Origin of the sequence: Tranquillimonas rosea (assembly GCF_900111315.1) — a bacterium.
GTDB lineage: Bacteria > Pseudomonadota > Alphaproteobacteria > Rhodobacterales > Rhodobacteraceae > Tranquillimonas > Tranquillimonas rosea.
This window is the reverse complement of record NZ_FOGU01000009.1, coordinates 59,178-80,739: the sequence shown is the minus strand read 5'-3', so window position 1 is coordinate 80,739 and position 21,562 is coordinate 59,178. Positions and strand designations below refer to the sequence as shown.

At 68.3% G+C, this 21,562-nt stretch carries 22 protein-coding genes; 13 read left to right on the top strand and 9 right to left on the bottom strand.

Annotation, left to right across the window (positions count from 1 at the left end; genetic code table 11):
• Positions 1-2: 2 nt before the first annotated feature.
• Positions 3-746 (bottom strand): MlaA family lipoprotein, encoded by a 744-nt coding sequence (locus tag BMZ25_RS15040; protein WP_177190480.1) that lies wholly within the window; start codon positions 744-746, stop codon positions 3-5.
• Positions 747-912: 166 nt separating this feature from the next.
• On the opposite strand from BMZ25_RS15040, the gene BMZ25_RS15035 reads away from it, so the two are divergent.
• The 7 genes from BMZ25_RS15035 to BMZ25_RS15005 all read left to right on the top strand — a co-directional run bounded on the left by BMZ25_RS15035 (position 913) and on the right by BMZ25_RS15005 (position 7,728).
• Positions 913-2,646, top strand: coding sequence for a type I secretion system permease/ATPase (locus tag BMZ25_RS15035; protein ID WP_092695055.1), 1,734 nt, complete (start codon positions 913-915; stop codon positions 2,644-2,646).
• Positions 2,643-3,950 carry an HlyD family type I secretion periplasmic adaptor subunit gene (locus BMZ25_RS15030; RefSeq protein WP_092695053.1) on the top strand — a complete coding sequence of 436 codons (1,308 nt, stop codon included), beginning with the start codon at positions 2,643-2,645 and terminating at the stop codon, positions 3,948-3,950. The genes BMZ25_RS15035 and BMZ25_RS15030 overlap by 4 nt, the downstream gene beginning before the upstream one ends.
• A gap of 72 nt (positions 3,951-4,022) precedes the next feature.
• Positions 4,023-4,487, top strand: a complete 465-nt coding sequence (locus BMZ25_RS15025) for a RidA family protein (protein WP_092695051.1) — start codon at positions 4,023-4,025, stop codon at positions 4,485-4,487.
• Positions 4,484-5,242 carry a glycerophosphodiester phosphodiesterase family protein gene (locus tag BMZ25_RS15020; protein ID WP_092695049.1) on the top strand — a complete coding sequence of 253 codons (759 nt, stop codon included), beginning with the start codon at positions 4,484-4,486 and terminating at the stop codon, positions 5,240-5,242. The genes BMZ25_RS15025 and BMZ25_RS15020 overlap by 4 nt, the downstream gene beginning before the upstream one ends.
• A 52-nt stretch (positions 5,243-5,294) precedes the next feature.
• Positions 5,295-6,479, top strand: a complete 1,185-nt coding sequence (locus BMZ25_RS15015; protein ID WP_092695047.1) for a GNAT family N-acetyltransferase — start codon at positions 5,295-5,297, stop codon at positions 6,477-6,479.
• Complete coding sequence (locus BMZ25_RS15010; protein WP_092695045.1) at positions 6,476-6,769, top strand: 4a-hydroxytetrahydrobiopterin dehydratase; 294 nt, start codon at positions 6,476-6,478, stop codon at positions 6,767-6,769. The genes BMZ25_RS15015 and BMZ25_RS15010 overlap by 4 nt, the downstream gene beginning before the upstream one ends.
• Complete coding sequence (locus BMZ25_RS15005) at positions 6,766-7,728, top strand: mechanosensitive ion channel family protein (protein ID WP_092695043.1); 963 nt, start codon at positions 6,766-6,768, stop codon at positions 7,726-7,728. Before BMZ25_RS15010 ends, BMZ25_RS15005 begins: the two co-directional genes overlap by 4 nt.
• Before the next feature lie 42 nt (positions 7,729-7,770).
• Here the strand turns inward: BMZ25_RS15005 and BMZ25_RS15000 are convergent, their stop codons facing one another.
• Positions 7,771-8,259, bottom strand: a complete 489-nt coding sequence (locus BMZ25_RS15000) for a peroxiredoxin (RefSeq protein ID WP_092695041.1) — start codon at positions 8,257-8,259, stop codon at positions 7,771-7,773.
• An 82-nt stretch (positions 8,260-8,341) separates the two neighbouring features.
• Between BMZ25_RS15000 and BMZ25_RS14995 the strand changes: the two genes are divergently transcribed.
• Together BMZ25_RS14995 and rsmD are read left to right on the top strand one after the other, a co-directional pair.
• On the top strand, positions 8,342-9,556 hold the full coding sequence (locus BMZ25_RS14995; protein ID WP_092695039.1) for an NAD(P)/FAD-dependent oxidoreductase: 1,215 nt from the start codon (positions 8,342-8,344) through the stop codon (positions 9,554-9,556).
• Complete coding sequence (gene rsmD / locus BMZ25_RS14990; protein ID WP_092695037.1) at positions 9,553-10,116, top strand: 16S rRNA (guanine(966)-N(2))-methyltransferase RsmD; 564 nt, start codon at positions 9,553-9,555, stop codon at positions 10,114-10,116. The genes BMZ25_RS14995 and rsmD overlap by 4 nt, the downstream gene beginning before the upstream one ends.
• A 6-nt stretch (positions 10,117-10,122) precedes the next feature.
• Here rsmD and map read toward each other — a convergent pair whose 3' ends face one another.
• Together map and sfsA are read right to left on the bottom strand one after the other, a co-directional pair.
• Positions 10,123-10,938, bottom strand: coding sequence for a type I methionyl aminopeptidase (gene map / locus BMZ25_RS14985; RefSeq protein WP_092695035.1), 816 nt, complete (start codon positions 10,936-10,938; stop codon positions 10,123-10,125).
• 39 nt (positions 10,939-10,977) lie between these two features.
• Positions 10,978-11,736: a DNA/RNA nuclease SfsA gene (sfsA, locus tag BMZ25_RS14980; protein ID WP_092695033.1), complete on the bottom strand. Its 759-nt coding sequence runs from the start codon at positions 11,734-11,736 to the stop codon at positions 10,978-10,980.
• A gap of 80 nt (positions 11,737-11,816) precedes the next feature.
• Between sfsA and BMZ25_RS14975 the strand changes: the two genes are divergently transcribed.
• The 3 genes from BMZ25_RS14975 to BMZ25_RS14965 all read left to right on the top strand — a co-directional run bounded on the left by BMZ25_RS14975 (position 11,817) and on the right by BMZ25_RS14965 (position 14,444).
• Positions 11,817-12,548 (top strand): competence/damage-inducible protein A, encoded by a 732-nt coding sequence (locus tag BMZ25_RS14975; RefSeq protein ID WP_092695031.1) that lies wholly within the window; start codon positions 11,817-11,819, stop codon positions 12,546-12,548.
• On the top strand, positions 12,545-13,255 hold the full coding sequence (locus BMZ25_RS14970) for a GNAT family N-acetyltransferase (RefSeq protein ID WP_235859892.1): 711 nt from the start codon (positions 12,545-12,547) through the stop codon (positions 13,253-13,255). The genes BMZ25_RS14975 and BMZ25_RS14970 overlap by 4 nt, the downstream gene beginning before the upstream one ends.
• A 241-nt stretch (positions 13,256-13,496) precedes the next feature.
• Positions 13,497-14,444 (top strand): OmpA family protein, encoded by a 948-nt coding sequence (locus BMZ25_RS14965; protein WP_177190479.1) that lies wholly within the window; start codon positions 13,497-13,499, stop codon positions 14,442-14,444.
• 60 nt (positions 14,445-14,504) lie between these two features.
• Here the strand turns inward: BMZ25_RS14965 and BMZ25_RS14960 are convergent, their stop codons facing one another.
• Both BMZ25_RS14960 and BMZ25_RS14955 read right to left on the bottom strand, forming a co-directional pair.
• Positions 14,505-15,410, bottom strand: a complete 906-nt coding sequence (locus tag BMZ25_RS14960) for a LysR family transcriptional regulator (protein ID WP_092695027.1) — start codon at positions 15,408-15,410, stop codon at positions 14,505-14,507.
• Between the two features lie 178 nt (positions 15,411-15,588).
• Positions 15,589-17,610 carry an NADPH-dependent 2,4-dienoyl-CoA reductase gene (locus BMZ25_RS14955; RefSeq protein WP_092695025.1) on the bottom strand — a complete coding sequence of 674 codons (2,022 nt, stop codon included), beginning with the start codon at positions 17,608-17,610 and terminating at the stop codon, positions 15,589-15,591.
• Between the two features lie 137 nt (positions 17,611-17,747).
• Here BMZ25_RS14955 and BMZ25_RS14950 point away from each other — a divergent pair, with 137 nt between their 5' ends.
• Positions 17,748-18,566: a GNAT family N-acetyltransferase gene (locus BMZ25_RS14950; protein ID WP_092695023.1), complete on the top strand. Its 819-nt coding sequence runs from the start codon at positions 17,748-17,750 to the stop codon at positions 18,564-18,566.
• 2 nt (positions 18,567-18,568) lie between these two features.
• On the opposite strand, the gene BMZ25_RS14945 is transcribed toward BMZ25_RS14950, so the two are convergent.
• From BMZ25_RS14945 to ilvD, 3 genes are read right to left on the bottom strand one after another with little or no spacing between them, the layout of a single operon-like run.
• The gene (locus BMZ25_RS14945; protein ID WP_328586867.1) at positions 18,569-18,946 is read right to left on the bottom strand and encodes a hypothetical protein; all 378 of its coding nucleotides are present in this window, start codon (positions 18,944-18,946) and stop codon (positions 18,569-18,571) included.
• A 20-nt stretch (positions 18,947-18,966) separates the two neighbouring features.
• Entirely contained in the window at positions 18,967-19,740 is a 774-nt protein-coding gene (locus BMZ25_RS14940) for a DUF6478 family protein (RefSeq protein ID WP_235859891.1), read from the bottom strand.
• Positions 19,741-19,797: 57 nt separating this feature from the next.
• Positions 19,798-21,561 (bottom strand): dihydroxy-acid dehydratase, encoded by a 1,764-nt coding sequence (gene ilvD / locus BMZ25_RS14935; protein WP_092695017.1) that lies wholly within the window; start codon positions 21,559-21,561, stop codon positions 19,798-19,800.
• Position 21,562: the final 1 nt, after the last annotated feature.

Genomic DNA, 21,562 nt, shown 5'->3' with positions numbered 1-21,562 from the left:
GCTCACTCTCCGTAAAGATCTTCGTAGGGGTCAATATACGCATCCTCGACCGGCGATGCACCAAGCTCGAACGCGCGGTTCTGCAGGTAGGCGGAGCGGGCCTGTGCATAGGGATCGGCGCTGTCGTAGAGCACGGAATCGTAGGTGTCGCCAAAGCGCAGACGCTCGGCCCCCTCGGCGGCGACCTTGACACCGAACGTATACAGCCGCTCGCGTCGCGGCAGAACCGCCCCCAGCGGGTTGATGACCGTGTCGACGACCATCCCGGCGGTGTCACGCTCGGTCGAGGGGCCAAGCACGGGCAGCACGACATAGGCGCCCTGCGGCGCCCCCCAGGTGTGCAGCGTACGGCCGAAATCGTTGTCGCGCTCTTCGAGCCCCAGCTCGCGCGCGGGGTCGAGAAGCCCGGCCAGACCGATCGTGGAGTTGATGGCGAACCGCCAGCTCATGTGCGCGGCGTCCTCGACCCGTCCCTGGAGCAGGTGGTTGAGCGCGGCGACCGGAGCGTCCAGGTTCGTGCCGGCGTTCGACATCGCGATCAGCACCGGCTCGGGCACATCGGGACCATCGCCGTCGGGTCCGCCGCCGACCAGGCTGTCGAACCGGGTGTTGGCCTGGAAGGTCTGCCGGTTCTTCTCCTCGTAGGGATCGTTCACGGCGTCGCCTTGCGGCGCGGGGGCGCAGGCAGAGACGGTCAGCGACAAGAGCGCCATGGTGACAAGCGGACGCAGCGGCAGGCGCATCATGGCCGATATTCTTTCCTTCGTTTCCCACAGCTTTGCGGGCACACACGAGAACATATACTGACGCGCCATCCGAGCGCAGGTATGCTAGCGCACGATAGGGATGCGGTCCCGTCACCGCAACCGCTCCGCGGCGCCGCGATGCGCCAGAGAAAGGCCGAAACGAAAGATGCAGAACGACACCGCCAAGGGAAGCCGCGAACTGAAGAAGGTCCGCGCGGAAAGCCGACACCTGTTCCTTTTCGTCGGACTTTTCAGTGTCTTCGTGAACCTGCTGATGCTGACCGGCCCGCTCTTCATGCTGCAGGTCTACGATCGCGTGCTGGGAAGCCGCTCCGAGGAGACGCTTCTGGCGCTGTTCGTGCTGATGGCGTTCCTGTTCCTGATGATGGGGATTCTCGATTTCACGCGGGGCCGAATCCTTGCGCGTGTCGGGGCGCGGTTTCAGACGCGGCTGGACCGGCGCGTGTTCTCGGCGATGGTTCGCAAGGCTGCTACGCAACCGGATCGGGGCGCCACGCAGAACAACCTGCGCGATCTCGAAGCGGTGCAGCGCCTATTGTCCTCGCCAGTCTTGACGGCCCTGTTCGACATACCCTGGACGCCCGTTTTTCTGGCCGCGATCGCGATCTTCCATCCCTGGCTCGGCGGGCTGGCCCTGATCGGCGGCAGCATCCTCATCGTCTTTGCCCTGCTGAACCAGATGACGACGCGGCAGCCCGTGCTCGACGCGAATGGCGCGACCATGCAGTCCGAGCGGATGGCCGAGCAGATCCGGGTCGAGGCCGAGATGGTGCGCTCGCTCGGGATGCAGGATGCCAGCTTCTCGCGCTGGCAGAAGGCGCGCGACAGGTCACTGGAGGCGACGATCAAGTCGAGCGACCTTGGCGGCGGATTCACGTCTCTGACCAAGACGTTCCGCCTGTTCCTCCAGTCGGCGATGCTGGGCCTCGGCGCCTATCTCGTGCTGCAGAACGAATTGACGCCGGGCGCGATGATCGCCGCGTCGATCCTGCTGGGCCGGGCACTGGCGCCGATCGACATGGCGCTGGGACAATGGCCGCTCGTCCAGCGGGCGCAGGAGGGGTGGAAGAACCTCGCGCAGCTTCTGTCGGCCGTCGGGGAAGAGCCGCCGCGCACCCCCCTGCCCCGGCCCCGCGCGCAGCTCGACGTGATCCAGGCGACGGTGATCCCCCCGGGCGAGCAGCAGGCAGCGCTGCGGATGATCTCATTCGAGGTCGCGCCGGGCGAGGCGCTCGGCGTGATCGGCCCCTCGGGCGCGGGCAAGTCGACGCTGGCCCGTGCGCTGACCGGCGTATGGCGGCCGGCGGGCGGCAAGATCCGGCTCGATGGCGCGGCGCTGGATCAGTACGAACCGGACGTGCTGGGTCAGCACATCGGCTACCTGCCCCAGCGCGTGCAACTCTTCGACGGCACGATCGCCGAGAACATCGCACGGCTGGCGCTGGAGCCGGACGCCGAAAAGGTCGTCGAGGCGGCGAAGACGGCCGACGCCCACGAGATGATCCTGAAGCTGCCCGACGGCTACGACACGCGCGTCACCGCCGCCGGCGGCCGCCTGTCAGGCGGACAGATCCAGCGGATCGGTCTGGCGCGCGCCATGTACGGCGACCCCGTTCTGCTCGTCCTCGACGAGCCGAACTCGAACCTCGACAACGAGGGGTCCGAGGCGCTGAACAAGGCGATCCGCGCGATGAAGGAAGAGGGCAAGTCGGCGCTCATCATGGCGCACCGGCCCGCCGCGATTCGCGAATGCGAGAAGCTCCTGATGCTCGAGGGCGGGATGCGCCGGGCATTCGGGCCGCGTGACGAGGTGCTGCGCCAGATGGTGTCGAACCACAACGATATCGCCGGCAAGGTCGGCGGCGGAGGCGTTACATGACAGAAGGAACCCGCACCTGGTCGGCCATGCGTTACACGGTGTTCGGCCTGCTCGCACTGGTCGTGCTCGTGGGTGGTTTCGGAACCTGGGCGGCCACGTCCCAGATCTCGGGCGCGGTGATCGCGCCGGGGCAGATCGTCGTCGAGCGGAACCGGCAGATCGTCCAGCACCCCGATGGCGGCGTGGTGGACGAGATCCTCGTGGACGAGGGGGACGAGGTCGAGGCCGGCGAGGTCCTGATCCGTCTCGATCCGACGCTGCTGCGCTCCGAGCTCTCGACGGTCGAGAATCAGTTCTTCGAGGTCCTGGCCCGCGCCGGCCGCCTCGAGGCCGAGCGCGAGGGCGCCGACGAGATCGAGTTCGATCCCCGCCTCGCGGAAGCCGCCGAGAACGTCCCCTCGATCGCCGAACTCATCGAGGGCCAGACCCGCCTGTTCGAGGCGCGGCAGGCCTCGCGCGAGCGCGAGATCGAACAGCTGGGCCAGCGACGGCAGCAGATCGTCAGCCAGATCAACGGGATCGAGTCGCAGCAGGAGTCGCTGGAGGACCAACTGGACCTCATCGACGCCGAGTTGTCCGACCAGCAATCGCTGCTGGACCGGGGGCTGGCTCAATCCAGCCGCGTCCTTTCCCTGCGCCGCGAGGCCGCGCGCCTGGGCGGCGAGGTCGGCGAGTTGACCGCCTCGGCCGCCGAAGCGCGCGAGCGCGCGACGGAAATCGAGATCGAGATCCTCAAGCTCGACACCAGCCAGCGCGAAGAGGCGATCACCACGCTGCGTGACCTCGAGGCCCGCCTGTTCGAGCTGTCCGAGCGGCGCTCGTCGCTCAAGGAGCAACTGGCCCGGATGGAGATCACCGCGCCGGTGAGCGGCATCGTGTACGACATGCAGATCTTCGCCGAGCGCTCGGTGATCCAGGCGGCGGAACCCGTGCTCTACCTCGTGCCGCAGGACCGCCCGCTGGTGATCACGGCGCAGGTGCCGCCGATCCACATCGACCAGGTCTATGTCGGGCAGGAAGTGACCCTGCGCTTCTCGGCGCTGGATGCGCGCACGACGCCCGAACTGTTCGGCGACGTCATGCAGGTCTCGGCCGACGCCTTCGTCGACGAGAACTCGGGCGAGGCCTATTACCGGGCCGAGATCATCCTGCGCGATGACCAGACCGAGCGGCTGCCGGAAGGCGCGACGCTGATTCCGGGCATGCCGGTCGAGACCTTCATCCGGACCGAGGATCGGACCCCCCTCGCCTATCTGGTCAAGCCCTTCACGGACTACTTCGCCAAGGCCTTCCGCGAAACCTGAACGGGCGCCTTTCCGCGGCGCGGCGGCTGCGATAGCGTCGCCGCGACCGCAACCCGCGAAAGGACCTACCCGATGGCCGGAACGATCGACGCCCGCCTTGCCGAGCTTGGCATCACCCTGCCCGACGCGCCGGCCCCCGCCGCGAATTACGTGCCCTACGCCATCGTCGGCGACATGGTTCACGTCTCAGGCCAAGTCAGCCAGGGGCCTGACGGCCTGATCCTCGGCAAGCTGGGGCAGGACATGGACGTCGCCGCCGGGGCAGACGCCGCCCGCGCCTGCGCGATGAGCCTTCTCGCCCAGGTCCGCGCGGCCTGCGGCGGCGACCTCGACAGGCTGGTGCGGGTGGTCAAGCTGACCGGGTTCGTCAATTCGACGCCGGACTTTACGGACCAGCCCAAGGTGATCAACGGCGCCTCCGACTTCATGGGCGAGGCCCTGGGCGAGACCGGGCGGCATGCCAGGTCGGCCGTCGGCGTCGCTGCCCTGCCGATGGGTGTGGCGGTCGAGATCGAGGGCATCTTCCAGATCAAATGATCCTCGCGCCCGCGTTCCTGACCCGGCCCATCGCGCACCGCGCCCTGCATGGGCCGGGGCGGCCCGAGAACAGCCGCGCGGCCGTCGCCGCCGCGGTCGATCACGGCTATGGCATCGAGATTGACGTACAGCTCAGCCGGGATGGTTCCGCGATGGTCTTTCACGACGACACGCTCGACCGCCTGACGCCCGAGACCGGCGCGATCCGTCAGCGCGACGCGGCCGCGCTGACGCGCATCCCGCTGAAGGGCAGTGACGAGACAATCCCGATGCTGGCCGACCTCCTGGACCTCGTCGCGGGCCGCGTCCCACTGCTGATCGAGGTGAAGGACCAGGATGGCGCCCTCGGCCCCGACGTCGGCGCGCTGGAGCGCGCGGTGGCCGAGACCGTAGCGGGGTACGACGGGCCCCTGGCGGTGATGTCCTTCAACCCGCACGCCATCGCGGCGATGGCCCGGTTGCTGCCGGATGTGCCACGTGGGCTGACGACCTGCAGCTTCGCGGCGGGCGACTGGCCGCTGGACTCCGAGCGCCGCGCACAGCTGGCCACCATCCCCGATTACGACCGCGTCGGCGCGTCGTTCATCAGCCACGAGCACCGCGACCTGTCGAATCCCCGCCTGCCCGAGCTGAGGCGGCAGGGCGCGGGGCTGCTCTGCTGGACGATCCGGTCGGTCGAGGAAGAGGCCGTGGCCCGGCAGGTCGCCGACAACGTGACCTTCGAGGGCTATCTACCATCGTTTTCCACGTCTTGACGGCGGACCGTGCAGGGCCATGTCGCGGCGTGATCCCGCAAGGCAGTCTGCAATGACCGAGACACAGGTGGAAATCGAGGCGCTCGCCTCGCTGGGCGATGTCGCGGCGGCGGACTGGGACGCCTGCGCGTGTCCCGAGGCGGCGGATGGCGGCCGGCCCGAGGATCCGTTCACGACCCACCGCTTCCTCAAGGCGCTGGAAGACAGCGGCTCGGTCGGGACCGGCACGGGCTGGCAGCCCCGCTATCTCGTCGCGCGGGCGGACGGTCAGGTGATCGCCTGCGCGCCGCTCTATGCCAAGGGTCACAGCCAGGGCGAGTACATCTTCGACTTCGCCTGGGCGCATGCCTACGAGCGGGCCGGCGGGCGCTATTATCCGAAACTGCAGATGGCCGTGCCGTTCACGCCCGCCACGGGCCGCCGTTTCCTGACGCGGCCCGGATGGGAGGAAACGGGCGCCGCGGCGCTGGTCCAGGGCGCGGTCCAGGTCGCCGCGGACAACCGGCTGAGCAGCCTGCACATCACCTTCTGCACCGAGCACGAAGCCGGGATGGGCGAGCGCATGGGCCTGCTGCGCCGCTACACGCAGCAGTATCACTGGTACAATCGCGGCTATGCCGATTTCGACGCGTTCCTCGGCGACCTGTCGTCGCGCAAGCGAAAGAACATCCGCAAGGAACGCCGCACCGCGCAAGAATTCGGCGGCGACATCGTTCAACTGACAGGAGACGATCTGACGCCCGCTCACTGGGACGCGTTCTGGCGGTTCTACCAGGATACCGGCGCCCGCAAGTGGGGCACGCCCTACCTGACGCGGGATTTCTTCGACATCGCCCACGAAACGATGCGCGACGACATCCTTCTGGCGCTCGCAATGGACGATGGACGGCCGATCGCGGGGGCGCTGAACTTCATCGGGCGCGACGTGCTGTATGGCCGCTACTGGGGCTGCGTCGAGGACCATCCCTGCCTGCATTTCGAGCTGTGCTATTATCAGGCCATCGATTTCGCCATCGCCCACGGGCAGAGCCGCGTCGAGGCCGGAGCGCAGGGGGAACACAAGCTCGCGCGCGGGTATTTACCCGTGACGACACATTCGCTGCACTGGATCGCGGACGAGGGCTTTGCCCAGGCGGTTCAGCAATTTCTCACCGCCGAGCGGGCCGCCGTTGACGAGGATATCGAGATCCTCACCAGCTATGGCCCGTTCAAGAAGACCAGATCGGAGGACGAATGACCGAGAAACTCAGCGACGCAGAGCGCGACGGAGAGCTGAAGGAGCTGCTCTCGAATGGATGGTCGATGGTCGAGGATCGTGACGCGATCGCCAAGACCTTCGAGTTCAAGAACTTCGTCGAGGCGTTCGGTTTCATGTCGCGCTGCGCGCTCCATGCCGAAAAGCTCGATCACCATCCCGAATGGTTCAACGTCTTCAAGACCGTGAAGGTGACGTTGTCGACGCATGACGTCGGCGGCCTGTCGCCGCTGGACGTGAAGCTCGCCAAGAAGATGGACGCGCTTGCATGAACCTCTTCGGCGTCGACCTGAACGCGTTGATGTCGACCGAGATCGTCGCTGGCACCAGTGTCAGCGACATCCTCACAGTCGAATTCCTGGCAATGCTCCTGGGCAACGTGGTGGCCGCGATCCTCATCCTGATCGCAGGCTACATCATCGGCGGCTGGATCAAGCGGCGCATCCGCCGGGTCGCCGAGCGGCACGAGACGCTGGACACCACGCTGTTCAACTTCCTCGGCAACCTCGCGCGGTATGCCGTTCTGGTGTTCGCGTTCCTCTTCGTGCTCAACACCTTCGGCATCCGGACGACCTCTCTCGTCGCCGTCATCGGTGCTGCCGGCCTGGCCGTGGGCCTGGCCTTGCAGGGCACCCTGTCGAACATCGCGGCGGGCGTGATGATCATCTTCTTCCGCCCGATCAAGACCGGCGACTTCGTCGAGGTGAACGGTCAGATGGGAACCGTGAAGGAGGTGTCGCTGAACTTCACCGAGCTGGCGACCATCGGCAACGTGCAGGTGATCATCCCCAACTCAGAGGTCTGGGGAAACACCATCGTCAACTATTCGAGCTATCCCAAGCGGCGGGCCGAGTGGACGTTCGGCGTCGGTTACGGGTCGAACCTGGCCACCGCCGAGAAGGTGATCCACGACACTATCATGGCCGACGAGCGCAGCCTCACCGAGCCCGACGAGCCGTTCATCAAGGTGAACAACCTCAACGACTCGTCCGTGGATTTCCTGGTGCGGGTCTGGTGCACCGCCGACGACTATTTCGCCTATCAGGCGGACATGAAGCGGGCGGTGAAAGAGGCGCTCGACAACGCCGACGTGACCATCCCCTTCCCCACGCGCACACTCGTGATGGAGGGCGACGACCGTGAGACCGCGGCCGCGGGCCGACCGGGCGCCAGCAGCCGCCGGCACGACGACGGCGTCCGCGCGGACGAAGAGATCACCGACGAAGCGTAGAGCTGGCCGAGGGGCACGGACCCGCGCCCCTCGGCCACGATCTCACAGCGTTTCGAGCAGCGACTCGCCGGCCGACACGTCGCAGACGCCGGGATTATCCTCTTCGCGAAGCGTCTTCACGACGCCGTCCTCGACGACCATCGCATACCGCTTGGAGCGGTCGATGAGGCCCACGGGCGGTGCGGTGAAATCCATGCCGATCGCCTTGGTGAACGCGCTTTCCGCGTCACCGAGCAGCGTGATGCCCGCGTCCGTGGCGCCGGTCTCCTTGCCCCAGGCGGCCAGCACGAACGGATCGTTGACCGACACGCAGATGATCTCGTCCACGCCCTTTTCCGCGAAGGCATCGCTGGTGCGGACGAAGCTCGGCACGTGGGCCGTGGTGCAGGTGCCGGTGAACGCGCCCGGAAGGCCGAAGATCACGACCTTGCGTCCCTTCAGCTTGTCGCCCAGGTCGACCTGCTCGGGCCCCTCGGCGCTCATGCCCACCAATGTCGCACCGGGCAGCGTCTGCCCTTCCTCGATCGCCATATTTCGTCCCTCTCGTACTTTGATCCGGTTCGCCCGCGGGATATAGACCGCAAAGGGCGGCCGGACCAGCAGGAGGACGCGCGTGACTGACATCGTGGTGATCGGAGCGGGGCAGGCAGGGGCCTCTTTGGTGGCAAAGCTGCGCACCGAGGGCTTCGATGGTAACATCACCCTGATCGGCGCCGAGGACGTTCCACCCTATCAGCGGCCGCCATTGTCCAAGGCCTATCTCCTTGGCGAGATGGAGGAATCCCGGCTCTACCTGCGGCCGCACAGCTTCTACGACGACAAGAGGATCACACTGAAGCTCGGCGCTTCGGTTGAAGCCATCGACACCGATGCGCGGACGGTCGCGCTCGAGACGGGCGAGACGGTGCCCTACGACCAGCTGGCATTGACGACCGGCTCGACCCCGCGGCGCCTGCCGGACGAGATCGGCGGCGGCCTGAAGGGCGTCTACGAGATGCGCACCCTGCGGGACGCCGACGGCATGGCGCCCGACTTTGCCGAGGGCAAGCGGGCGCTGATCGTCGGCGGCGGTTATATCGGGCTCGAAGCGGCGGCGGTCGCCGCCAAGCGCGGCGTCCAAGTCACGCTGGTCGAGACGGCGGACCGCATCCTGCAACGCGTGGCCTGCCCCGAGACCTCGGACTTCTTCCGCAAGCTGCACCACGGGCACGGCGTCGAGATCCGCGAAGGCACCGGGCTTGCGCGACTGACCGGCACCGACGGCGTGCTGACGGGCGCGGTGCTGTCCGACGGGCAGGAACTGGAGCTCGACTTCGCGATCGTCGGGATCGGCATCGCGCCGGCCACGACGCTTGCCGAAGCGTCGGGGCTGGAGGTCGACAACGGGATCCGCGTGGACGCGCAGGGCCGGACCTCGGCGCCGGGCGTCTGGGCCGCCGGCGACTGCGCCTCGTTCCCCCGACGGGGTCAGTGGATCCGGCTGGAATCCGTCCAGAACGCCATCGACCAGGCCGAGGCCGTCGCCGCGAACATGTTGGGCGCCGGGACGGACTATGATCCGAAACCGTGGTTCTGGTCCGACCAGTACGACGTGAAGCTGCAGATCGCCGGCCTCAACGTCGGATACGACCGCGTCGTGGTCCGACCCGGCGAGGGGGGCAGCGTCAGTCACTGGTACTATGCCGGCGACACGCTGCTGGCGGTGGACGCGATGAACGCGGCCCGCGACTACATGGTCGGCAAGCGCCTGATCGACGGGGGAAGGACGGCGGACCCGGCACTCGTCGCCGACCCAGAGGCCGATCTGAAACAGTTGCTCAAGGGATGAGGATCGTCGGCGGATCGCTGGGCGGGCTGACGCTTGCCGGTCTGGGCAAGGGCGATCCGGCGGCACATCTGCGTCCGACCACCGACCGGGTGCGCGAGTCGCTGTTCAACCTGCTGGCCCACGGCGCCGGAGACCCGGTGCCGGACGCGCGGGTGCTCGACCTATTCGCGGGAACCGGCGCGCTGGGGCTCGAAGCGCTGTCGCGAGGGGCGGCGCATGTCTGTTTCGTCGAAAGCGGGCGCAAGGCGCAGGGGCTGATCCGCACGAACATCGCCAAGGCACGGGCCGAGGCGGTCTGCCACCTCGTCCGCCGCGATGCCCGCCGACCGGGACCGGTGCCGGACGCGCCGTTCGATCTTGTCTTCCTGGACCCGCCCTATGGCACGACCCTGGGCGGAGAGGCGCTGGGCGCCGCGCTCAAGGGGGGCTGGCTGGCACAGGGGGCGTTGATCGTATGGGAGGACAGCGGACCGGTCACACTGCCGCCCGACCTGCTTAGGACGGATGAGCGGCGCTATGGCGATACCACCATCACGCTCGCCCGCTACCAGCCGGGGTGAGGCGCGTCAGCCGCGCTTGGTGGGATGATAGAGGCCCTTGGGCGAGGTGGTGAAGACCTCGACACCGTCAGACGTCACGCCGACCGAGTGCTCGAACTGCGCCGACAGCGACTTGTCCCGCGTGACCGCCGTCCAGTCGTCGCCCAGCACCTTTGTCTCGGGCCGGCCGAGATTCACCATCGGCTCGATGGTGAAGAACATGCCCTCTTCCAGCTCGGGTCCCGTCCCCGGACGGCCGTAGTGCAGGACATTCGGCGGCGCGTGGAACACGCGGCCGAGGCCGTGCCCGCAGAAATCGCGCACCACGCTCATCCGCTGCGCCTCGACAAAGCTCTGGATGGCGTGCCCGATGTCGCCGAAGGTGTTGCCCGGCTTGACCACGTCGATACCGCGCATGAGCGAATCGTGCGTCACCTCGACCAGCCGCTCGGCCTTGCGGCCCAGCTTGCCCGCCACGTACATCCGGCTGTTGTCCCCGAACCAGCCGTCGACGATGACGGTGACGTCGATGTTCAGGATGTCGCCGTCCTTCAGCTTCTTGTCGCCCGGAATACCGTGGCAGACGACGTGGTTCACGCTGATGCAGCTGGCGTGCTGATAGCCCTTGTAGCCGATCGTCGCGGACGTCGCGCCCGCCTCGTCGATCCATTTCGTGATCAGGCGGTCGAGTTCCCCGGTGGTCTGCCCCGGCTCGATATGGGGGCCGATATCGTCGAGCAACTGCGCGGCCAGCTGTCCGGCCCGGCGCATGCCGTCGAAGTCGGCGGGATCGTAGATGCGGATGCCGTCCTTCGTCAGCCGGCCACGATTCGTCTCGTCCAAGGGGGACTCCTGTCGTTGAAGCAAGACATACCTAAGCAATCAGGCCGGATTCCGCCAGCCCGCACCGCCGCTGCCATGCACCGCGCGAAGGTCTGATGCCAGCGGCAAAGGGTTCCGCAGAGTCACTTTGTCGCGCGCGATGGCACAATCGTAACAGACAACCTCGACGCCAGCGGCCCGCGCGGCGTCGAATGCCTCCGCATAGCGCGGATCGAGGTCGCCCGCCATGGCCAGGCGGGCGCAATCGGTTCTCTGTACGACATAGAACATCACCGCCCGATGTCCCGCCGCCACCATCGAGGCGAGCTCTGCCAGGTGCTTGGCGCCGCGCGCGGTCACGCAGTCGGGGAACTCGGCCAGATCGCCCTCGCGCCGCAGGTGCACGTTCTTCACCTCGACATAGGCGTCCGGCAGGCCGGGCTCGGTCAGCAGGAAATCGACACGACTCGCAGCGCCGTACTTCACCTCGGGCCGGACGCCGGAATAGGTTGCCAGCCCGGGCACGGCGCGGGCGGTCAGCGCCTCTTTCACCACGCGGTTCGGCACCGACGTGTCGATCCCGGCCAGATGGCCGCCCTCCAGTTCCACCAGCCGCCATGCAAAGCGAAGCTTGCGGCGGGGATCGTCGTTCGGCTCCAGCCAGATACGCACGCCCTCGTCCTTCAGGCCCAGCATCGCGCCGGGATTCGGGCAATGCGCGGTCACCTCGCGCCCGTCCGCCTCCAGCACCGCGTCGGCGAGGAAGCGGTTGTAGCGGCGGATCAGGCGGGCGGGGACGAGTTCGGTTTGAAAGCGCATGGGGCCAGCCCTATACCCTCCGGGGAAGCCGGCGGAAAGCGCAAGCGGCGCGCGGCCACGATGTGACGAGGAGCGCGGTGATGACGAACCCAACGGCGGCGATGCTGGTGATCGGAGACGAAATCCTGTCGGGGCGCACCCGCGACTCGAACATGCATCACCTGGCGCAGCGTCTGACAGCGCACGGCATCGACATGACCGAGATGCGCGTGGTGCGCGACGAGCGCGCGGCGATCACCGACGCGGTCACCGCATTGTCGGCCGCCCATACCCACGTCTTCACGTCGGGCGGCATCGGGCCGACCCATGACGACATCACCGCCGACTGCGTCGCGGCCGCGTTCGGCAAGGCCATCGACGTGCGCGACGATGCAAGGGCCGTGCTGCAGGCGCATTACGACGCCAAGGGTATCGAGATGAACGAGTCCCGCCTGCGCATGGCGCGGATCCCCGAGGGCGCGACATTGATCGACAACCCGGTCTCGGCCGCGCCGGGCTTTACCCTCGGCAACGTGCACGTCATGGCCGGTGTCCCGCGCATCTTCGAGGCGATGGTCGACGGCCTGTTGGCACGGCTGGAGGGAGGCACGCCCCCGGTTAGCCGCAACCTGACGATCCGCCGCGGCGAGGGCGACGTTGCCGGCCCCCTGCGCACCCTGGCCGGGGAGAATCCCGCGCTGTCCTTCGGCTCGTACCCGTTCGCCGATGACCGCGGCGGGGCGGTGAACGTCGTCGTGCGCGGCGCCGAGCCCAAAGCGGTGGACGCCGCCATCGCGCACCTGGCCGAGGTCTTTCCGGACGCCGAATTGTGAGCGCCGCGCTGTTGCAGGCGATGACCGCGACATGGCCGGCGGCGCAGACCAGGCGCGTGGGACCGTGGATCCTGCGCGAGGGAGAGGGCGGCGGCAACCGGGTCAGCGCGGCGACCGCGGAGGCGCCGGTCTCAACCGATGACCTGCGGGACGCCGAACGCGGGATGCGGGACCTCGGGCAGACACCGCTGTTCATGGTGCGCGCGGGCGAGGACACGCTGGATGCCCTTCTCGACGCGGCGGGGTATGCCGTGCGGGATCCCGTCGTCGTCTACGAGACGGACGTCTCGGCGCTGGCCGAGCGGGACCTGCCCCGTCTTTCCGCCTTCACCCACTGGCCGCCGCTGGCGATCGTCGACGAGATCTGGCGCGATGGCGGCATCGCCGGACCGCGGCGCGCGGTGATCGACCGGGCACCCGCCCCGAAGATCGCCGTGCTCGCCCGCGCCGACAACCGGCCCGCGGGCGCCCTGTTCGCCGCGACGCACGGCAGGATCGCCATGGTGCATGCGGTGGAAACCCTCCCCGCCCTGCGGCGCCGCGGGGCGGGCCGGCACATGATGATCGCGGCCGCCCGGTGGGCGCGGGATCGCGGCGCGTCGGTTCTGGCGCTGGCCGTCACGCGCGAAAATGCCCCGGCCGTTGCACTGTATGAAAGCCTCGGGATGCGGGTCGCGACCTCGTATCACTACCGCGTCGGGGCCTGACCGGCCCCTGTGGCGCGGCTGCGACATCCCGCCCGGCCGTGCGGCCGATGACCCAAAAAAGACCGAATCGGCCTCAAGTCTGGCATAATCCGAGACGCCCGCAGGAATCGGTTGGAAAAACCGGCAGGTACGGGACGACACGAGCAGCAATCCTTGCGACAGGCCGGCAACGCTTTGCCGATCCATGGCCCGATGCGCAAACCGGAATGAAACAGAATCGCCGCTAGGACGCTATGCGACCATGAAACGTTTCGCGTGCCTCATCTCTCTCTCGCTCGCAGCGCCGCATGCGGCCGCGGCGCTGAGCCTCGATCTGCCGATCGACGGGCGCCTGACGGCACAGCAGAGCGACAGCGGCACGCGCCATGCCCTTCCCGTCGCCGCGTGGCGGGACGGCACCCTGCCCACCCGCAGCATCGAGGGCGACGTCACGCAGAGCGCCTATCGCCTCGGCGCGTCGGACCTCACCACGGGTCAGATGACTGAACGCCTGCGCGACCAGCTCGCGCAGGACGGATACGAAGTCGTCTTTTCCTGCAGCGCGGCGCAGTGCGGCGGGTACGATTTCCGGTTCGCGGCCGACATCCTGCCCGCGCCGGCGATGCAGGTGGACCTTGGCGATTTCACCTACCTCTCCGCCGTGAAGGACGGTGAGGACGGGCCGCAGGCCATCGGCCTCGTGGTCAGCCGCACGGTGCATGCGGGCTACGTCCAGGTGACCGAGATCGGCCCCGCGGGCGAGGCCGAGCCCGCCGTCGTGACGACGACCAAATCGTCGCCCACAACCGAAACGGCGGCCCCGGCCGAGGACACGCCCCTGACCGAGCGGCTGGTGGCCCAAGGCCGCGTGCCGCTGGACGATCTGACCTTCGCCACCGGCTCCACTGCGCTGAACCAGGGCAGCTACGGCTCGCTCGACGCCCTAGCCGCCTTCCTTGATGACAACCCCGAGCGCGACGTGGTGCTGGTGGGCCATACCGACACCGAAGGCAGTCTGAGCGCGAATATCGACCTTTCCCGCCGCCGCGCCGAGGCCGTCCGCACGCGCTTGACGGACAGCTACGGCATCGACGCCGACAGAATCCGGGCCGAGGGGGTCGGATACCTCGCCCCGCGCACCACGAACGATACCGAATCCGGCCGCCTCGCCAACCGGCGCGTCGAGATCGTGCTGGGCGATAGCGGATAAAAAAGCGGGCGACCCGAAGGCCGCCCAGTACACCTCTGCAGGGAACTCGTTACGCTTTGGCTACCATCGGTCGGGCCCCTTCTCGGCGAAGGCGTCGACCAGGAAATCGATGAAGGCGCGGACCTTGGGCTGCGTGAAGCGGCCCGGCGGGTACACGGCGTAGATGCCCTGGCTCTCGACCGGCAGGTCGGGAATAGCTTCCTCGACCTCGCCGCGGGCCATGGCATCTGCGAACAGGAAGCTCGGAAGGTAGGCGATCCCGAGCCCGCTGACGGCGGCGTTCAGAAGGGATTGCCCGTCATTCACGCTCAGCCAGCCGGCGGTGCGCACCTGCCGCTTTTCGCCCGAGGGCGCGGTCAGCTTCCAGACGGCGCCGTTCGACTGGCTGGAATAGTGCAGCAGCTTGTGATCGTTCAGATCGTCGATCTTCGTGGGCCGACCGTATTTCTCGAAATACTTGGGCGCCCCGACCATCCGGCGCGTCGTCTCGGTCAGCTTGCGGGCGCGCAGTGTGCTGTCCTCGAGTTCACCGATCCGAATCGCCATGTCGAAGCCTTCGCTGATGAGTTCGACGTAGCGGTTGTTGAGCACCATGTTCACGGTGATATCGGGATATTCCGTCAGGAACGCCCCAAGGATCGGCGACAGGTGGTTCACACCGAAATCGGTCGCCACGCTGATCCGCAGCAGGCCCGAGGGCGCGGATTGCATCGAGGTCACCAGACTGTCGGCCTCTCCGGCGTCGTTCAGGACGCGGCGGGCGCGGTCGTAATAGGCCAAGCCGATCTCGGTGGGACTGACGCGGCGCGTCGTGCGGTTCAGCAGGCGCGCGCCCAGCCGCGCCTCGAGGCTGGAGACATGCTTGGACACGGCGGACTTGGAGATACCCATCTTCTTGGCGGCGTCCGTGAACCCACCCTGGTCCACCACGGTCGCAAAGGCCTCCATCTCCGTCAGTCTGTCCATAATTCACTCATATGCACTCGTTGCCGCCTTCACTGCCGAAACAATCGGGCAGGATTGCGTTCGTTCTCGGACAATATCCGGGAAAGCGAAAAACCGTCCTGACCGCCGAAACGTTCCTGCGATAAGAATTCTTTAATTTCAATGGCTTCGGCCCGTCGTGTGCCCACACAATTTTCGTCTACAATGTAGAAGCCAATCGCGCGCCCTGGTCAATTGCCCGTTTCGCGTCCAGCTCCGCCGCCACGTCTGCCCCGCCGATGACATGCAGATCGACTCCACGCGCAGCCAGGTCGTCGGCCAGCGCGCGGGCCGATACCTGCCCCGCGCACAGCACGATCGTGTCCGCCGGAATCGTCCTGATCTCACCCTCGTCGCCCACCGACACGTGCAGCCCCTCGGCGTCGATGTGGTGATAGGCGACGCCCTGCATCATCTCGACCCCCTTCATCCTGAGCGTCGCGCGGTGAATCCAGCCGGTCGTCTTGCCCAGGCGCTTGCCCGGCTTCTCGGCCTTGCGCTGCAACAGGACGACCTGCCGGACCGGCGGCTCGGGGGCCGGTCCCTCGGACGACAGGCCCGCCCGCTCGGCCTCGGGATCGACGACACCCCATTCCCGGCGCCATTCCTCGGGCTCTTCCGTCGGCGAGGGGCGGTCCTGCACGAGGAACTCCGCCACGTCGAAGCCGATTCCGCCCGCGCCGACGATGGCCACCCGCGACCCCGCCGTCACGGCGCCGGACAGGATGTCGGCGTATCCGGCCACGTTCGGGCCGTCCTGCCCCGGAATACCGGGATCGCGCGGCGACACGCCGGTCGCCACGATGACCGAGTCGAAGCCGGCAAGCGCGTCGGCATCGGCGGTCGTGTCCAGCCGGACCTCCACGCCGCGCACCTCCAGCATGCGCGTGTACCAGTCGACCAGGCCCTCGAACTCTTCCTTTCCCGGAATCGTCCGCGCCAGGTTCAGCTGTCCGCCGATCCGCCCGGAGCGCTCGAACAGGGTCACGCCATGACCCCGCTCCGCCGCGGTCAGGGCGGCCGACAGCCCCGCCGGCCCGGCCCCGACGACCGCGATCCGGCGCCGCGTTTCCGCCGGTTCGATGGTCAGGTCGGTCTCGTGGCAGGCCCGCGGGTTCACCAGGCACGAGCTGATCTTGCCGCTGAACGTGTGGTCCAGGCAGGCCTGGTTGCAGGCGATGCAGGGCGCGATCTCGTCCGCGCGGCCAGCCTTGGCCTTGGCCACGAAATGCCCGTCGGCCAGGAACGGCCGCGCCATCGAGACCATGTCGGCGCAGCCTTCGGCCAGCACCCGCTCGGCGACTTCGGGGGTGTTGATGCGGTTCGACGTGATCAGCGGCACCGACACCTCGCCCATCAGCTTCTGCGTCACCCAGGCGAAGGCGGCACGCGGCACGCTGGTGGCGATCGTCGGCACCCGCGCCTCATGCCACCCGATGCCGGTGTTCAGGATCGTCGCGCCCGCCGCCTCGACCGCCTTGGCCAGCGTGACGACCTCGTCCCAGCTCGACCCCTCGGGGACCAGGTCGATCAGGCTGATACGGTAGATCAGGATGAAATCCTCGCCCACGGCCGCGCGGACGCGGCGGACGACCTCCAGCGGCAGGCGCATGCGGTTCTCGTACGCGCCGCCCCAACGGTCGGTGCGCCTGTTGGTCCGCGTCACCAGGAACTGGTTCAGGAAATAGCCCTCGGACCCCATGATCTCGACGCCGTCATAGCCGGCCTCGCGGGCCCGCACCGCGCTGGTGACGATGTCGGCGATCTGCTTTTCGATCCCCTCCTCGTCCAGTTCCCGCGGCGGGAACGGCGAGATCGGGGATTTCAGGGCCGAGGGCGCGACACAGTCCTGCGAATAGGCGTAGCGGCCGGCATGCAGGATCTGCATCGCGATCTTGCCGCCCGCGTCGTGCACACGGTCGGTCACGCCGCGGTGGTTCGCGATGTCCCGGTCCGAGAACAGCCCCGCCGCCCCCGGAAACACGCCGCCCTCGCGGTTCGGGGCCATGCCGCCCGTGACCATCAGCCCGACGCCGCCCTCGGCCCGCTCGGCATAGAAGGCCGCCACCCGCTCCCAGTCGCCCGTCTCTTCGAGGCCGGTATGCATCGACCCCATCAGCACGCGGTTGGGCAGGCTGGTGAAGCCGAGGTCGAGCGGTTCGAGTAGGTGCGGATAGGTCATGTGGCTCCCCCGGCTGTGCTGCGCCGCCATCCTTTCCCGCCCCGCACCGCGTGTCACGTTCAACGCGGCGTCATGCCCCGCCTTGCGGCACGACGCCGACGCGGGCAAGGAGCACCGGCACAGACGGAAAAGGCCCGATGACGACGATCCGCCCCTACCGACCCGACGACCTGCCCGCCGCCCTGCGCCTGTCGGGTGCGGTCGGCTGGCCCCACGGCGCGGCAGAATGGCGGCTGGTCACGTCCCTGTCGGATGGCGTGGTGGCCGAGCGCGACGGCGCCGTGATCGGCACCGCCTTCTGCACGCCCTTCGGCGCCGACGCGGCGGCGATCAACATGGTGGTGGTCGATTCCGCGGCTCGTGGCGCGGGTCTCGGGCGGCGTCTTGTCGAGGCGGCGATCGGCATCGCCGGCCCCCGCCGGCTGAGGTTGGTCGCGACCGAGATGGGTCTGCCGCTCTATCGCCGACTCGGGTTCGAGACTGTGGGCCACGTGGCCAAGCACGAAGGAATCGCCGCGCCCCTCACCGTGCCGCACGGGATCGAGACGACGCCACCGGACCTCGACGATCTTGTCGCGCTCGACCGTGCGGCGACGGGCGCGGACCGCGGCGATCTGTTGCGGCACCTGCTGGCGGTGGCCGACTGCGCCACGCTGCGCGACGGCGGGCGCCTGACGGGGGTCGCCCTGAGCCGGCCCTTTGCCGGCGGGCACGTCATCGGGCCGGTGCTCGCGCCCAAAAGCCCGAGCGCATGGCAGCTGATACGCCACCACCTTGCAATGCGTCCCGGTGAGCATGTCCGGATCGACTGCGTCGCGACGGCACCGTTCCGGGGCGAGCTTGAGTGCGCCGGGCTGGCGCATACGGGCGGCGGCGTCGAGATGGCGAAGCCGGTTCCGCCCACCCCGGCATCGCCCGCCACGCGGCACGCGCTGGTCGCGCAGGCCTTCGGCTGAGGTCAGGCGCCGCCCTCGTGCGCCTCGACGCAGTGGCGGCGGAAGGCCCGCTTCAGCATGTCGAGCTCGGCGCGCAGCAGCGAGACCTCGGCGCGGAGGTCCTGGTCGAGCCCCTCGCCCATCGCGATCGCGCACGAGGCAAGGACCTCTCCACTGGCGGCCTCGGTGATGATGACGCTCTGCAGCCCGTCGTTCAGGACCTCGGGCGGTATCGGAACGCGGACGAGCCACAGAGTGCCGTCTCCGCGATCCGCCGTGACCTCGGGCGAGGGCAGCGGCCGGTCGCCGTGAAAAGCGGCCAGCGCCGGCGCCTCGGCCTGCGGCGTGCGCAGAACGCCCTGCCAAACGCCATCGGCGATCCGCGTCTCGGTCAGCGTCACTTCGGACAAGGGCAGCTCCGTCACAGGGGCGCGCGGGGACGGCGGCTCACCGTCACGTCGCGCAGGGTGATCTGGTTCATCCAGGGACGGTCGAGGATCAGGTCGATCCACATCCCCTCGATCCGCCTGTCGTCCAGCCCGGTATAGGCCAGGTCGAACTCGGCCACGAATGACCCGGTCCCCTCGCCCAGCGGCTGAACCATCTGCTCGGTGTTAGGCCCGTGCCGGACGTTCAGGCGCGCGGTCAGGCCTACGGGCCGTTCGGCCTCGGCCATCACGTTCAGCTGCACGATGCTATCGCGCCGAAGCCCCGCGAGCGCCTCGTCCGGCAGGTCCACCACGGCCGACAGGAACGTGCCATCGAAGTCGAAGACCTCCATCCGCAGACCGTACGGCGCGAGATCATCGGCACGGCGATTGCGGACGTGACGCACGGCCACCTCGGGGTGCCCGGCATCGTGGAAGATCGTCACCTGTCCGCCAAGCGGCGTCTTGGCCTCGACCGCCGTGCGGCCCGGCACCGGTATGGCCCCGCGCCACATGGCCGGGCGGCAGACCCAATCCGCGCCGATCGGCGCCTCGATCGCGTCGGCCCCGACGCGCGGCAGCGCAAGCCGGCCGTCGGCCACGTGGATCACCCGGTTCAGCTGCTTACGCAGGGCGCTCGCCCGGTTCCGCAGCGCGCGCAGATGGACAAGATCGGCTTTCTCGGCCTCTGCCGCGCGGCGCTGCCACCGGCGGAGCGAGTGCCGCTCGAGGCGTTGCGCCAGTTCCAGCGCCATGCGTCGGACCATCCATCGCTCCCACGGGCGGCGGCCCCGGTCACGCCGGGGCCGCGGCACGGTTTCGACCTAGAGGTCCATGTAGACGTGGGTTTCCGCCGTGGCGCCGGGATGGGTGACGGCGCCCTTGTAGGTCGCGCCGACCAGCTGGGCATATTTCCACAGCGCGCCGCTGGCATAGTTCGTCGGCTTCGGCCCCGGCCAGGCCTGCCGCCGCGCGTCCATCTCCTCGTCCGAGAGGTCGACGCTGATCTCGCCCTTCACGGCATCGATGGTGATCATGTCGCCGTTCTTGAGCAGCGCGATCGGCCCGCCATAGGCCGCCTCGGGGCCGACATGGCCCACGCAGAAGCCGCGCGTCGCGCCCGAGAAGCGGCCGTCGGTGATCAGGGCGACCTTCTTGCCCATGCCCTGTCCGGACAGCGCCGCCGTGGTGGCGAGCATCTCGCGCATGCCGGGGCCGCCCGACGGGCCCTCGTTGCGGATGACGATGACCTCGCCCTCTTCGTAGCCGCGCGCCTTGACCGCCTCGAAGGCCTCTTCCTCGTTCTCGAACACGCGGGCAGGGCCGGTGAAGACCTGGTCCTCGGCCGGCATCCCGGCGACCTTCACGATGGCGCCCTCGGGGGCGAGATTGCCCTTCAGCCCGACGACGCCGCCGGTCTCGGTGATCGGCGTCTCGACCGGATGGATCACCTTTCCGTCCGCCTCGCGGTCGGTCATGTCCAGCTCTTCGCCGATGCTGCGGCCGCTGGAGGTCATGCAATCCTCGTGGACGAGGCCGGCCTTGCGCAGCTCCTTCATCACCACCGGCAGGCCGCCGGCGTGGTAGAGGTCCTTGGCAACGTACTGCCCGCCGGGCTTGAGGTCGACGAAGTACGGGGTGTCGCGGAAGATCTCGCAGACATCCTCGAGGTAGAACTCGATACCCGCCTCGTGCGCGATGGCCGGCAGGTGAAGGCCCGCATTGGTCGAGCCGCCGGTGCACGCCACGACGCGCGCGGCGTTTTCCAGGCTCTTGCGGGTGACGACGTCCCGGGCGCGGATGTTCTGTTCGATCAGGTTCATCACCGCCTGGCCCGACGCCTCGGCGTAATGATCGCGGCTCTCGTAGGGGGCGGGAGCGCCGGACGAGTTGAACAGCGCCAGGCCGATCGCCTCGGACACGCAGGCCATGGTGTTGGCGGTGAACTGCCCGCCGCAGGCCCCGGCCGACGGGCAGGCCGCGCGCTCGAGCACGGCCAGCGCGGCATCCGACAGGTTACCGCTCTGATGCCGGCCGACGGCCTCGAACATGTCCTGGACGGTCAGGTCGCGGGTCGCGAAATCCTCGGGGATGTCCTTGTGCGCGGGCGCCTTGCCCGGAAGGATCGAGCCGCCGTAGATGAACACCGACGGCGTGTTCAGCCGCACCATCGCCATCATCATCCCCGGCAGCGACTTGTCGCAACCCGCCAGACCGACGATCGCGTCGTAGCCGTGGCCGCGCATCGTCAGCTCGACCGTGTCCGCGATCGCCTCGCGGCTGGCCAGCGACGAGCGCATGCCCTCGTGGCCCATGGCGATGCCGTCGGTGACGGTGATGGTCGTGAACTCACGCGGGGTGCCCGAGGCCGCCTTGACGCCCAACTTCACCGCCTGCGCCTGCCGCGACAGGGCGATGTTGCAGGGCGCCGCCTCGTTCCAGCAGGTCGCGACGCCGACGAAGGGCTGATTGATCTCTTCTTCGCTCAAGCCCATCGCAAAGTAGTAGGAGCGGTGCGGCGCCCGCTGCGGCCCCTCTGTCACATGCCGGCTCGGCAGCTTGGATTTGTCGGTCTTGCCCTTGAGCATG